The organism is Chryseobacterium sp. MYb7 (genome assembly GCF_002979455.1).
In the GTDB taxonomy this organism is placed as follows: domain Bacteria; phylum Bacteroidota; class Bacteroidia; order Flavobacteriales; family Weeksellaceae; genus Chryseobacterium.
In genome coordinates, this window is the sequence record NZ_PCOU01000001.1 from 207,056 (window position 1) to 220,512 (window position 13,457).

General features: G+C 35.6%; 14 protein-coding genes. 9 read left to right on the plus strand and 5 right to left on the minus strand.

Going from position 1 to position 13,457, the window contains the following annotated elements:
- The first annotated feature begins 195 nt into the window (after positions 1 to 195).
- Entirely contained in the window at positions 196 to 1,887 is a 1,692-nt protein-coding gene (locus tag CQ046_RS00980; protein WP_105700464.1) for a DUF6909 family protein, read from the plus strand.
- A 75-nt stretch (positions 1,888 to 1,962) separates the two neighbouring features.
- On the opposite strand, the gene CQ046_RS00985 is transcribed toward CQ046_RS00980, so the two are convergent.
- The gene (locus CQ046_RS00985) at positions 1,963 to 3,210 is read right to left on the minus strand and encodes a phage integrase SAM-like domain-containing protein (RefSeq protein ID WP_105700465.1); all 1,248 of its coding nucleotides are present in this window, start codon (positions 3,208 to 3,210) and stop codon (positions 1,963 to 1,965) included.
- 282 nt (positions 3,211 to 3,492) lie between these two features.
- On the opposite strand from CQ046_RS00985, the gene CQ046_RS00990 reads away from it, so the two are divergent.
- The 6 genes from CQ046_RS00990 to CQ046_RS01015 all read left to right on the plus strand — a co-directional run bounded on the left by CQ046_RS00990 (position 3,493) and on the right by CQ046_RS01015 (position 9,094).
- Positions 3,493 to 4,155: a hypothetical protein gene (locus CQ046_RS00990; RefSeq protein ID WP_105700466.1), complete on the plus strand. Its 663-nt coding sequence runs from the start codon at positions 3,493 to 3,495 to the stop codon at positions 4,153 to 4,155.
- Positions 4,156 to 4,272: 117 nt separating this feature from the next.
- Positions 4,273 to 5,550, plus strand: a complete 1,278-nt coding sequence (locus CQ046_RS00995) for a hypothetical protein (protein ID WP_105700467.1) — start codon at positions 4,273 to 4,275, stop codon at positions 5,548 to 5,550.
- A 111-nt stretch (positions 5,551 to 5,661) separates the two neighbouring features.
- Positions 5,662 to 6,093 carry a transposase gene (locus CQ046_RS01000; RefSeq protein ID WP_105700468.1) on the plus strand — a complete coding sequence of 144 codons (432 nt, stop codon included), beginning with the start codon at positions 5,662 to 5,664 and terminating at the stop codon, positions 6,091 to 6,093.
- Positions 6,094 to 6,114: 21 nt separating this feature from the next.
- Positions 6,115 to 6,447 carry a transposase gene (locus CQ046_RS01005; protein ID WP_105700469.1) on the plus strand — a complete coding sequence of 111 codons (333 nt, stop codon included), beginning with the start codon at positions 6,115 to 6,117 and terminating at the stop codon, positions 6,445 to 6,447.
- A gap of 171 nt (positions 6,448 to 6,618) precedes the next feature.
- On the plus strand, positions 6,619 to 7,089 hold the full coding sequence (locus tag CQ046_RS01010; protein WP_105700470.1) for a DinB family protein: 471 nt from the start codon (positions 6,619 to 6,621) through the stop codon (positions 7,087 to 7,089).
- Between the two features lie 166 nt (positions 7,090 to 7,255).
- A complete protein-coding gene (locus CQ046_RS01015) occupies positions 7,256 to 9,094 on the plus strand; it encodes a M1 family metallopeptidase (RefSeq protein ID WP_105700471.1) in 1,839 nt (612 codons plus the stop codon).
- A gap of 51 nt (positions 9,095 to 9,145) precedes the next feature.
- Here CQ046_RS01015 and CQ046_RS01020 read toward each other — a convergent pair whose 3' ends face one another.
- Positions 9,146 to 9,748, minus strand: a complete 603-nt coding sequence (locus CQ046_RS01020) for a hypothetical protein (protein WP_123906549.1) — start codon at positions 9,746 to 9,748, stop codon at positions 9,146 to 9,148.
- A gap of 191 nt (positions 9,749 to 9,939) precedes the next feature.
- Between CQ046_RS01020 and CQ046_RS01025 the strand changes: the two genes are divergently transcribed.
- Both CQ046_RS01025 and CQ046_RS01030 read left to right on the plus strand, forming a co-directional pair.
- The gene (locus tag CQ046_RS01025) at positions 9,940 to 10,698 is read left to right on the plus strand and encodes a type III pantothenate kinase (protein ID WP_105700646.1); all 759 of its coding nucleotides are present in this window, start codon (positions 9,940 to 9,942) and stop codon (positions 10,696 to 10,698) included.
- Between the two features lie 72 nt (positions 10,699 to 10,770).
- A complete protein-coding gene (locus CQ046_RS01030) occupies positions 10,771 to 11,298 on the plus strand; it encodes a GNAT family N-acetyltransferase (RefSeq protein WP_105700473.1) in 528 nt (175 codons plus the stop codon).
- A gap of 93 nt (positions 11,299 to 11,391) precedes the next feature.
- Here CQ046_RS01030 and CQ046_RS01035 read toward each other — a convergent pair whose 3' ends face one another.
- From CQ046_RS01035 to CQ046_RS01045, 3 genes are read right to left on the minus strand one after another with little or no spacing between them, the layout of a single operon-like run.
- Positions 11,392 to 11,823: a nucleoside deaminase gene (locus CQ046_RS01035; protein WP_105700474.1), complete on the minus strand. Its 432-nt coding sequence runs from the start codon at positions 11,821 to 11,823 to the stop codon at positions 11,392 to 11,394.
- Between the two features lies 1 nt (position 11,824).
- The gene (locus CQ046_RS01040) at positions 11,825 to 12,442 is read right to left on the minus strand and encodes an energy transducer TonB (RefSeq protein WP_228406829.1); all 618 of its coding nucleotides are present in this window, start codon (positions 12,440 to 12,442) and stop codon (positions 11,825 to 11,827) included.
- A 53-nt stretch (positions 12,443 to 12,495) separates the two neighbouring features.
- Positions 12,496 to 13,416 (minus strand): helix-turn-helix transcriptional regulator, encoded by a 921-nt coding sequence (locus CQ046_RS01045; RefSeq protein ID WP_105700475.1) that lies wholly within the window; start codon positions 13,414 to 13,416, stop codon positions 12,496 to 12,498.
- Between the last annotated feature and the right edge of the window lie 41 nt (positions 13,417 to 13,457).

A 13,457-nucleotide genomic window follows, 5' to 3' on the forward strand; every position in this document is an offset into this window, starting at 1 on the left:
TTGGTGTTTTTTGAATGGGGTGTTTTGTGATTTACTACTTAAAATGTGAGATTCTAAGGTTGTTTGTATGGGTATGGATGTAAATAGATAATATGGAGTACAATTTACAATAATTCTACGAGATTAAGCTACTTATTAAAAGACAGTTAAAATAAAATGGGTAAAGATTTTGTATATTTGTGTGAAATTTATTTTATGACAAATTCTAGAGCAAGAGAAACAACGGAGGCTATTGAAAGACTATACATCTCTATGAGACACTTATTTTATAGAGGATTTTTCAAGCCGGGTGGAGTTTCAGGAGAGAGTATCAGAAGTTTGTTGAAGACGATCAATCCGGAAATTTATGGAACCATGAATATTCCAAGCAAATTGGAACTTGACGGTTTGATGTATGTTTTAGACAGGCTTCCGGAAGGGATTGAGGAATGTGCTTTTATTCATCTTACATCTGATGAAGGGTTTGATAAAGGAAGTTTCGAACCTATTGTTCCAAAGAAAAGAAGAAGAAACTGTTATAGAATAGACGAACACCAGATGAATATTGAGGTTCTTTTGGGCCGTTCCGAAATTTATGACATTCTTACCCACCTTACCTTCCTGTTTATAGAAGCTGATAAAATCCGTAACCTGGCATTCATCCAGGACGAAAACTGGAAACCAACACGTGCCTTCAAAATTATTGAAGAAGTGGTGAAAGGTGAAAAGAAATTCAGCAGAAAAGAAAAGGAGGTGGCGCTTATCCATCTTTCTTCTTTAATAGGAAGATCTTTTGATGAAACTTTAAGAGCTTACAATACTTTTGGCGATGATCATAATCCTGACCGTTTATTTAAAATCATTTACAACTTAGGGAAAGTAAGCCTTGATGATGCAAAAGGAAGCAGAGAAAGAGAAATTCATTTCAGTTCTATATTAAAAGAAAGAGTAGGTCACCATTATTTTGGTGAAAAATGGGCCAACAAAGTGAAAGAGGTTTTATTTGAAAACAATCTTCACATGCGTCCGTTGCATATTATTTCTGCCAACATGCACTCGGTGAAAAATATGCTGTACGCTAATAATGCCCTTAAAAAGAAACAACATCACGAGATTGATTATAAACTGTACGAAGAAATTTCGAACAAAAAAGAACTTCGTGATAAAGTTTCAAAATATGCTTTGGATGAAGGTATGATCCATATCGCTGACAAAAGCGGAAGTAATATAGATGTACAGATTATAGACCTCAGCAAAACAGACCTGAAGAATACACCTTTTGCAGACTGTAAGTTTGGAGGGGATGATGTTGTGATGGTCTTTGATTATGCATTTGGAGAGCAGGCTTTTGAAGTGATGGATGAGTTGCTTAGACCTTTTGAACATAAAGGAGAAGTATACATGATGCATGTGAAATCTGTTTCTATTATGGGGAAAGCAGGTATTCTTACAGGAGCGAAAGGGGATATTATGATCCCTACTTCTCACATCTTTGAAGGAACAGCAGATAATTATCCTTTTGAAAATGCTTTAAAACTGGAAGATTTCAAAGATGGTGAATTGAAAGCGTTTGAAGGGCCAATGATTACGGTTTTAGGAACCTCTCTTCAGAATAAAGATATTCTGTCATACTTTATGAATACTTCATGGAAGGCCATTGGTCTTGAAATGGAAGGAGCACATTATCAGAAGGCCATTCAGGTAGCTTCTAAGATCAGACACCACATTTCACCGGATCTGTTTGTGATGTATGCTTATTATGCATCAGATAATCCGCTGGAAACAGGAAGTACACTATCTTCAGGAGGACTTGGCCTTACAGGAGTAAAACCAACGTATCTGATTACTTTAAGAATCCTTGAAAAGATTTTAAGAAGTGGAAAGAAAGAAGCTTCTGCTAAAAAATAATTGTAATTAAAAATATAATATCAACCTCAGGTGTATTTTGCATCTGAGGTTTTTTAATATGAATGAAAGAATGCGCTAATATTGAAATGCCGTTCTCCCTTCATCAATAGTATCAAAATAATTGCTGAGAGATAAAATACGGTCTTTATTTACAGGATTAATATATCGTAAAAACATTTGTTCGGTACTGTGTCCTGTAGCTTCCATCAGCAGTGGTGTTGGGATTTTTCCATAGAAGTTGGTTGCAAAGCTCCTTCGTCCTATGTGGCTCGAGAGGGCTTCCCATTTTTCGGTTTGTACTTCCCTGCTTCTGTACCCGATTCTTTTCCGGGATTTTAAAGATTCATTCAGATGAGCCAGTTTTGCAATTTCTTTGATGGATCTGTTATAATGCTGGATGTCCATTATTTTTGGAAAGCAATTCTTGTTTCGTTCAATAATATGCAATACTTTGGGGTGTAGGGGAAGAAAAATTTCTTTTTTTGTTTTCTGCTGAGCAAAAGAAAGACAGGTTTTTCCCTCAATAATATGGATCTGTTGCGTACTAAATCGTATAAAATCTGAAAATCGCTGACCGGTATAGCAGCTGATGAGCAGCCAGTCTTTTGCTGCTTGCAGTTCTTCCGGAACATCTGTTTTCTGTATTTTGATAATTTCTTTTTCTGTAAGGGTTATCACTTCTTTTTTTTGTTTTTCTCTGCGAAGTTCAAGCTCTCTTACACAAGTTCTGATTCCTTTTCTTTCTACAAAATTTAAAATGGTTTTGATGAAGTGAATCGTACGGTAGATGGTATTTTCACTATATTCCTCCTGTTTTCCAAAAATCATAAAATCCCTTATAAAATCCGAGTCCATATCCTCTATATAAACTGATTTGCATAAAAAACCTTCAAAACGTTCCAGGAGACGAAAGAAAACTTTATACCTTTTATAAGTGGAGTGGCAGATGAGATCCTTTTTGCTGTCAATATACCATTGCATATAATATAGGAGTGTATTTTCCTGCAATGGTTCTTTCATTCCGTTACAAATCTTTTTTATTTTACATGATATTTCACGTCTGAGAACTTTTTTGTGATCTGCTTCTTGATGATCAATATATCTTGTTACTTTCTTTTTTATGCGATCCAGTTTTGCGTTAAGGATTTTATATTTTTTCAAATAAATATTGATGGGGCGTTGTTTTTCTTTATCCCAGTTTTCTTCGGAAATGCAAAGATCTGTGCGAAAATTGTAGATTTTGTTTTTTTGATTGTCAGTAATTTTCAGGTGGATATTTTTCTGTAAACCACTGTTTTTAGATAAGAAAAATTGAAATGTCATTCTGCCCTGTTTAACGATTATTACAGGCTAAATTAAAACAAAAAAAGTAGTCCTCTTTAGACTACTTTTTCAATGCAAATATAAACTTTTTTTTGAGAAACCCAATAATTTAAAAACCTGTTGTCTAGTTTGTTGTAAGTGTTTTATTTCGTTGATTTGATATTTATGTATTGAAAAAACACAACAAAAGGTCTATATTGATGTTAATTATTTATTGTGAAATTATTGATTTGTAAATCAATGGGTTAAATAATAGTCTAAAGAGGACTATTATTTAATGATATGATGAAAAACATCCTGGTGAAAAAAAGTTTGTTTCCAATAGCATACCGTACATGCGGTATGTCTATTGGCTTTTTTCTGCAGTTTATCTCGGTGTTTTTATTCTCTCAAACTTTTAATAAAAATAATCCTGAGGTAAGTATACAGAATGGTGTTATTCTTTATACAACAGATGATTTTTCCGGCGAAATTAAAGATTCAACTAGTCCAGAAGCAAAAATCAGTACGGGAAAAGCTGAAATTTACATTGCAAAAGGTGTCCATATATATGGCGTAGAACATTTTGGAAATTCAACATTTAATAGAGAAAAGCCAATTGCCTGCGGATCAGAAAAGAGAAAAGCAGATGTAGAGCCAAAAGATCAAAAAGCACAACTTTATAAGGCTGAGAAAAAAATTCCTTCGGCATCTTTTATCAGTTCCTCAGAAAGCAGTCGTACATTCTTTGTGTTGTCCGAAGGTTATCTGGGATGTGCCGTGTTAAATAATAATCCCGTTATCCAAAAATTTCAGATCATATATGAAGATTTATATGTACCTGCATATTCTTTTATTAAGGAAACTATCATCATATTTTCATCCCGTTCATCTTCTCCTGTAAAAGAAGAATTGCTGGCTCATTATTCACGACCTCCTCCTTTCACTATGTTTTTTAATGTTTAAGCTTTTACAATTCCTATCAAATTTAAAAATCTTGAAAAGGATGTGAAGTATTTCCAGGATAACAATATTCAAGTTTAAAAAAACGCAAAAAAATATAATTAGTTTAAAATCTATAATATGAAAAACAAGTATTTATTAATTTTATTAGTGATGCTATTTCAAGTAGCAAATAGCCAGGTCGGAATCGGAACAACAGCACCCAGAGGTGCATTAGATATTAATAAACCTACCACCTATAATATGGGTTTGGTACTGCCTACCAATGCCTCTACCGGAAATATTATAAACCCTCAGGGAGGAAATGTAGCGGAAGGAACGATTATTTATGACAGCAGTATGAAATGTGTAAAAGTATTTAACGGTACAGCATGGTCAAACTGTTTATGCGACGCTTGTTCCACAACACCCACTATAGCAGCTGACTGTACTCAAAGCGGATTTCAGGGTACTTATACAGGAGGCGTAGCATTATCTGGAGCAACATTTTCCGTGACGCTTACCAATAACTCTTTCTCTACGGCTACAATTGGTTTTCAGGCCAGTGATCTTACTTTAAGTGGTGTAACCGGAGTGACTGTGGCTTCTGTAACACCTGCATCAGCTACTCTTAACGCAGGACAATCACAAGTAATTACTTACAACTTAAGCGGAACACCATCCGCATCCGGAACTTTGACAGGGTCATGGGCTAAGCTCAATTTAAGCTGTTCAAACTCTGTACCAGTTAGAAAAACAGTTCGTTTTGCGTATTGGTCTACCTATGCAATAGGAAGTGCTGAACAGGCAGCGTACAATTCGCAACTCAGCAATGCTGCTAATTATGGAACTGCCGGAACATATACAGGTAATTTCAATGGGTTTACTTTTACGAATATCACATCCACTTTATCTGGGCTTACAGTGGCCAACTTATTAAGTAACTATGATGTTATAAGTACAGGATTCGCCAATATGACGGCTGCTGATGCTGCTAAAATCAAAGGATTTGTAGATGGAGGAGGAGTTGCAATCATCCTTTTTGATTCTGGTACAGGAACCAGTCTGTTTAATGCATTCGGAGGTACAGGTGCTGTAGGTTCTGGTGTGGGTACTGCAACAACCAATACAAATGCGATCAACAATGGAATATTTGGTAATACAACAAATACTCTGATAACAGGTCAGGGATCATTTGGTGCAGTAACGACTGCTCAATTGCCTGCAGGATATACACTTTTGGCGGCTAATGGAGCTGCTCCTCAAATATTTGTGGCCGGAAACCAAGGGAAAGCTATTTTCTTCTGGGATGAAGGAGCTTTCAGAGATACCTCAGTAGCAGGTACTGTGATTGACACACAACAAGAGAGGTTCTTACATAATATCATGGCCTATGCTTTAGGTAAAGCTGGGTTTTAACCTATAAAAAGCAGGTTCTAAATAATGATGCAGTGCTTCTTTCTTTAATATGATGAAAAGAATATTGAAAATTGAAGGCTGCATTTTTTTAATAATCTAAAAAGCCGTACAATGACAAATTTTAAGGAAATACATATAGGAAAGATGATTGAGAAAAGAATTACAGAATGTGGAATGGACATCTCCCGTATCTGTAGCTTTATGAAATGTTCAACTGAAGAAATAAACAAGATGTATGAAGCCGAAAGTTTAGATGCTGAGGTTCTACTCCGTTGGAGCAAACTTTTGGAATATGATTTTTTTAGAATTTATACACAGCATCTGATATTATATGCTCCACCTTCTTCTGAAAAGAGCAGCCACAAAAAGACGGCTCTTCCTCAATTCAGGAAGAATATTTACACCAGAGAAATCATAGACTTTGTTCTGGAGCTTATTGAAAGTGAAAAAAAAACAAAACTTCAGGTAATAGAAGATTACAGAATCCCTAAAACGACCCTTTACAAATGGATAGAAAAATATAGAAAAACAGCAAATATTTAGGCTTAAGCCTAAAAAATTACTATGAAAAAATCTACTATTAATTATCAGCAAATTTTCATGGATATTCTTGATGCCAAATATCCTGAGAAAAAAGCAGCGTGTCTTCCTTTACTACGAAAAGAAAATCTATCAGAAATAGATATCATAACGCTTAATCATAAAATATTTGGGAGAGCAGACAAAGAGACGGCAGATTTTAATCAGAAACACCGTTCTTATAGTAAATCTGCGATTGTGAAAATACTGGACTTTCAAAAAAAGAATAACATGAATAACCTTCAGCTTGCAAGTTATTTTAACCTTAGCAGAAATACCATCACAAAGTGGAAGAAAATTTTCTGCGTAACGAATTAGTAAATAATCAGCTTTATGCTTTTTATAATTGAAGGGAATGCTATCATCATGAATTTCCGATAAGAATGTCAGTTTTCTAAAAAGCTGATATTTTTTTTGCTATCTACAAAGTCTGCGGAGTTTAGAAGTTATTATCCAATTACTTATCTTTAGAAAAATAAGTAGCTACCCATGAGTTCAGTGTCAGAATTATCAAAAAGATTCAGAGAAGTTATGCTGGATGGTCTCTGGATCGCCAATACCAATTTTAAAGATCAGCTTTCAGATGTGAGCTGGGAACAGGCGGTGGCAAAAGTAGATTCCTTGAACACCATTGCTATGCTCACCTTTCACATTCATTATTATATTGCAGGAATTATTAATGTTTTTGAAGGCGGCGATCTCGAGATCAAAGACCAATTCAGTTTTGATCTTCCACCCATAGAATCTCAGCAACAATGGGAAGAGTTGTTGAATAAACTCTGGACAGATTCTGAAAAATTTGCATCATTACTAGAACAAATACCGGATTCTAAACTTGATGAGGTTTTTGTTGATGAAAAGTATGGAACTTACCGAAGAAATATCGATGGAATGATTGAGCATAGCTACTATCATCTTGGGCAGGTTACTTTAATTAAAAAGCTTTTGAAAAGCAGATAATACTATTCTTGCCAGCTTTGTGATCCTTATGAAGGGTTAAAAAAGAATTTAACAAACTAAATTAAAATTCATCTAAAACCATAATAAACAGATTAAAATCTTCAAATAACTCCTATTTGAGGTTCTTATCTAAATTACCTACCTTTAGAAAAAAATAAAATTTTAAATGAGAAAATCGGCTGCAATCATTTTTGCGTTTATCATTTCACAATTTCAGGCTCAGCAAGGGGCTTATTATCAGCAGGCTGCGAAGTACAAGATGGATATTGATGTCAATGCTGAAAAATTTACCTATCAGGGAAAACAAACTTTAGAATACACCAACAATTCGCCGGATGAGCTGAATGTGGTTTATTTTCATTTATACTGGAATGCTTTCAAGCCCAATTCTATGATGGATCAGAGAGTGGCTTCCCAAGGCAAAAATGGTGACGGAAGACTGCAGAAAGACGGGGTCTCAAGATTAGCTTCCATTCCTAAAGATCAGGAAGGCGCTCAGAATATTCACTGGATTAAGCAAAATGGGAAAGACCTGAAATTTGAAGTTCAGGAAACCATTATGAAAGTATATCTGGCAGAACCTATCAAACCAAATTCTACCACTACATTTACGATGGATTGGGACTCTGTGATCCCTCAGCAGATCAGAAGAAGCGGGAGAAATAACAGAGAAGGAGTAGATATGACAATGACTCAGTGGTATCCGAAAATTGCAGAGTACGATTATGACGGCTGGGCAACATTCGATTATCTGGGAAGAGAATTTCATGCTCCGTTCTCGGATTTTGATGTAACCATTAAAATCAACAAAGATTATGTAGTAGGAGCAGGAGGAATCCTGGAAAACCCTACTAAAGTAAAAGGCTACGATGCCAATGCTAAAGTAAAGGCAGAAAAAGATAAGAAAGCAACCTGGAGATGGACTGCAAAAAACATTCTTGATTTTGCATGGAGTGCAGACAGAGATTATTCTGTAGAAAGTTTCAATGTTCCGGAAGGACCAAAAGTATATCTGGTTTATCAGAAAAATGATAAAACAAAAGCGTGGGGCGAAGCACAACCTTATATCACCAAATATTTCCAGATCATGAATTCTCATTTTGGAAAATATGTATATCCTACCTATGCATTTATCCAGGGAGGAGATGGTGGAATGGAGTACGGAATGTGTACTATGATTTTAGGTGAAGCTAAAAGCGTTAAAGATTTATTAGGCTTAATGGCTCACGAAGGATCTCACTCATGGTATCAGCAGATGCTTGCCACTAATGAGTCCGTACGTCCATGGATGGATGAAGGGTTTACAAGCTATGCAGAAGGATATACGATGTATCAGTTATTTCCGGGAGATCTACCAAATCCTTTTATGGAAAGACTTGATGCTTACAGAAAATTCGTTAAAAAAGGAATTGAAGAACCTGCTGTTTGGTTAGGAGACCACCATGATAGTGGAACGTCTTATACTTTTGCATCTTATGTAAAAGGGGAGTTATATCTGGTGCAGCTTGGGTACATTATGGGAGAGCAGAATCTTGCAGAAACCCTAAAGCAATACTATGATCAGTGGAGTATGAAGCACCCTTCAGACAGAGATTTCCTTCACATTGCTCAAAAAGTTTCGGGGATGGATCTGAAGTGGTTCCATAACTATTGGATCAATACAACCAAGACCATTGATTATGGGATTAAGGATGTAAAATACGATGCAAAATCGACTACCATTACCTTAGTTAATAATGGTCAGGTTCCAATGCCTATTGATTTTGGAGTGGTGACTACGGATAAGAAGATTGTTACCTATCAGATTCCGATGAATATGACGCATACGTGGAAAGAAAAGGATATTTATGGTGATTTTAAAACGATGCCTTATTGGGCTTGGACACAGAAAGAATATACGCTTACTATTCCTTACACAAAATCTCAATTAACTGCTCTTGGAATTGATTTCAGCCAGAGAATTGCCGATGTAAACATGGAAAACAATTTTGTCGAAGTAAAATAACTATTATCACCTATTATAAATAAAAATCCACAGATAAGTCTGTGGATTTTTTTATTTTATTTCAAATTGCTGTACCATCCAGTGTTGGGGATGATTTTTGATAAGATCCTGCCTCAGCGCTTCATCCTTGGTGTTTAAATAACTATAGACCTTTAAAGGAATAGAATCAGGATATTCTTTTAATCCATTGGCAACGGTAAGTTTTGCTTCATCCTTTTGTTGGCCACTATCTAATGCTTCCGCTTTAAAAATGTAAATGATTGCCGGGAGTTTTCCATATACTTCTTTTGTTTCACTTTCCAGAAGATGCATGGTTTCAATCTGAAATACCGGATTGGGATTTTTTCCTTCTGCTACAGTCTGGCTGATATGCTGCTGATACATTAGAAGAAGATAAAGCAGATGTATATTTTTTGTATTAGGATCAGAAACAGCTTTTTGAATTCTGTGGGTAAGTTCGGGAGTCACTTCATCATTGTCTGCCTGAAGATTTTTTTGATAAAATTCATCCATCAGATCATAAACTACTTTATCATTAGAGTCAATTTTTGATTGGCTCTTTATTTTTTGTAAAACACTTGCCATTGAGTTACCAGACTGTGCAAAAATAGAGACACTAAGGCATAATAAAGTGGCGAGGATCAGTTTTTTCATGAGATGTTTAGAATGATAGTATTGCGCAATTAAATATACTGATTTGTTCCTAAGAAAGAAAAAATAAGTGAGTCATTGTAATTTAGTTTGATAATGGCAGGTTCTTTTTCTTAAAATTATTAAATTTATTGCCTCAAAATTAAGCAGAAATTTCAATTATATATAATGAATTTCTTCTGAAAAATATGTCAATGAATTCAATTGTAATAAACGTAGGAAACAGCAATATCAGATTTGGTCTTTTCAATGGTGATAATTGTGACATTTCGTGGGTAATCAATACAAAACCTTACAGAACGGCAGATGAGCTTTATGTACAGATGCTGATGCTTTATCAAACCTATAAAATTGATCCACAAGAAATTGATAAGGTTATTATTGGGTCTGTGGTACCTCAGCTCACCAAAGTAATGAGCTCCGGGATCAAAAAGATCCACGGGACTACTCCTGTAATTGTTGATAGATCAACTCCTTCAGGCGTTCAGGCAAAATCTAAGCAGATGGGAACAGATATCTATGCCAACCTTGTAGCAGCACACAATTTGTACCCAAACAGAAAGAAAATTGTTATTGATTTCGGAACTGCACTTACAGCAAGTTGTGTAACAGAAACAGGTGAGACTTTAGGTGTGATTATTGCTCCGGGCATTGTTACCTCACTGAATTCTTTGATCAATCAGACAGCACAGCTTCCGGATATAGAGCTGAAAAAACCAAAATCTGTTTTAGGATTGGATACGGTAACCTGTATGCAAAGTGGAATGGTATATGGGTTTCTGGGAATGGTAGAAGGTTTTGTAGACCGTATCAATGAAGAAGTGAATGATGATTGTTTTGTAGTGGCAACAGGTGGCGTTTCCCATATTTACAAACCTCTTACAGATAAGATTCATGTGATGGACAGGCTTCATACCTTGAAAGGACTTTATTTCCTTGGAAAAGATTTATAAATTATAATGATTAAAGTTGAGGTTTAGTCCAGCTAATACTTTAGTCTTAACCTCAACCTTAATTTTACGATCATGGATAAATTTCCGATCATACAAACCGAAAGATTGATACTTTCAGAACTGGAAGAAAAAGATATTCCTTTTATCGTTGAATACCTTCAGCATAGAATTTTTTCTGATCTTACCTCTAATATTCCTTATCCATACGTGGAAGATGATGCCAGATCATGGCTGAAAATGTCAAAAGAAGCTTTTGATAACCATACAGGATATACTTTTGCTATCCGGAATAAGGAAGGTCAGATCTTAGGAGCTATCGGGCTGCATGACAGGGATGATGATAAAGCAGAACTGGGATACTGGCTGGGAATTCCTTACTGGAATAAAGGATTTGTGACCGAAGCCGCAAAAGCGGTTGTAGGTTTTGGATTTAAAAAACTGGAGTTCAATAAGATTTTTGCTACTCACTTTCTTCACAATCCGGCTTCCGGAAGAATTATGGAGAAAATAGGAATGGAGCAGGAAGCTTTATTAAAACAGGAAATGAAGAAAGACGGAGAATATTTTGACATCGTGAGATATTCTATTTTTAAAGACTGATTCTTAAGGAGTGTTGATCATTCCAGACTTTATAAAATAAAAGCGCAGAATATTTTCGAATATTCTGCGCTTTTTTATATGGTGATTAAAAGATTATCTTTTACTTTTAAAAAACTCTTTTACAATAGAAGAACACTCCGTTTCCATAATTCCAGTAATAATTTCGGTTTTCGGATGCAGAGAAAGGTGTTTGTTGATAAATCCTCTTTGTTCGTCCCATGCACCAATCACTACTTTTGAGATCTGTGACCACGAAAGTGCGCCAGAACACATCACACAGGGTTCCATCGTTACATAAAGAGTACAGTCTTTTAAGTATTTACCTCCAAGGAAATGAGCAGCTGAGGTGATGGCCTGCATTTCAGCGTGAGCAGTAACATCGTTCAGTGTTTCGGTGAGGTTATGGGCTCTTGCTATGATACGGTTTTTAGAAACCACCACACAGCCAATAGGAACCTCATCTTTTTCTAAAGCGGCTTCTGCTTCCTGCAGAGCCATTTTCATGTAATATTCGTCAGTAAACATTTTAATCTGTCATGGATAAGGTTAAAGGAAGCTTGAAACAGTAGGTAATGGGATCACCTTTTATCATGGCCGGGGAAAATTTTTCTGCAAGAGAATATAATGCAATTTCAGCCTGCCTGTTGAAGGTAAAATTATCACCCTGTGCATGAACATTGCTTACTGTTCCATCTTTTTCTACAATAAAAGCAACATCTGTTTTTACCATTTTTTCTTCAGAATATACCCCGTCAATATACAGCAGATTAGCAACCTCTTGCCTCAAAGAATTAAGCCCTCCGGGATAATCTGCAATCTTTTCTGCATCCTGAAATTTCTTAGATGAGGTTAGCCTTGGATTTTTGATGGTTTGGAGATCTTCCTGGTTTCTTACTTTTAGTAAAGCACCAATCAATGCATTATTTTCAATACTGTCCATTTTTTTCATGAAAAAAAGGAAATCTCCTTTTATTTCGATTTTCTTTACATTATTGGATTCTGCATCAAATTTTTTCTTGAATTCTTTATTCAGCATGGTTCTGTGCTGGTTGTAATAATTTTTTACAATCCGGAATTGTTCTTTTTGCTGTGACAGTAAAAAGGAAGAAATGAAGCAGCTGATGCCAATGAATAAAGTTTTCAATAAGGGTATATTTATGTAAATATAACAAAAAATATGAAATTTACTGCTTATGATCAGCTTTCAAGATAACGGTTCAAAGATTCCTGTAAATGATTGCGAATGTCATCAACTAAACCTTTAGGTTCCAGAACGGTAACCTCCTTTCCAAAAGAAAGAATTTCCTGCATAAAGTCATAGGTAGGATGGAGGAAGAATTCAAAAAAGATTTCTTCCGGAGTTTCTTTCGTTTCTTTCTGCGATTGATGAAGAGGGAAGCTTCTGATGTATTCTCCCTGATGACGGCTGCATTTTAATACAATATTCTGTGGTTTCTGCTCTGCCAGATTCATCACTCCGAATGCATTTTTGAAATGCTCTCTGAAGTTGTATTTATATTTTTCTCTAAATTGATTTTTAGCTACATCCAAATAGTTGATTCTGTCCAGCCCGAATGATTTTAAAACTTTATCTTTTGTATCAATGGCGATAAGATACCATCTGTCTTTGGATTCTTTTAAGGCTAAAGGATGAACTTTTCTGGAGGTCATCAGTTTGTTTTTATAATTGTAATGTTCAAAACTTACCACTCTTTTATTTCTGATCGCGAAAAACAGATCATAAAAATTCTCCACACCAGTGGGTTTACGGCTTTCGAAGAAGATAAAATCTGAAAAATCAGGGTGGGTATTCATAGCGTTGCTCACCTGAAAAGATTCGAGTAACTTTTGGTTGTACTCATCCACTTCCATGATGGGGCGGCTCTCAATATAGTATCGGTTGTCTCCTTTTTTCTTGTTGTGGATCGAAAGATTGAAGAGATCGGAAATTTCGCGGATATCCCTCTGCAGGGTACGGATAGAGTAACTTTTGATTCCAGCATCCTGGAATTCAAAAGAGTTTAAAAGATAGTGCTCCAGCTGGGAATAAGTAGCTGGAGAACTTTCTAATTTTTTTATAATTAAGGCATATCTTGTCAGATAAAAATCTTTCTTCATTTCTCTTTTTTTAGGGAGCAGCAGAACTGCGATTCATGGTA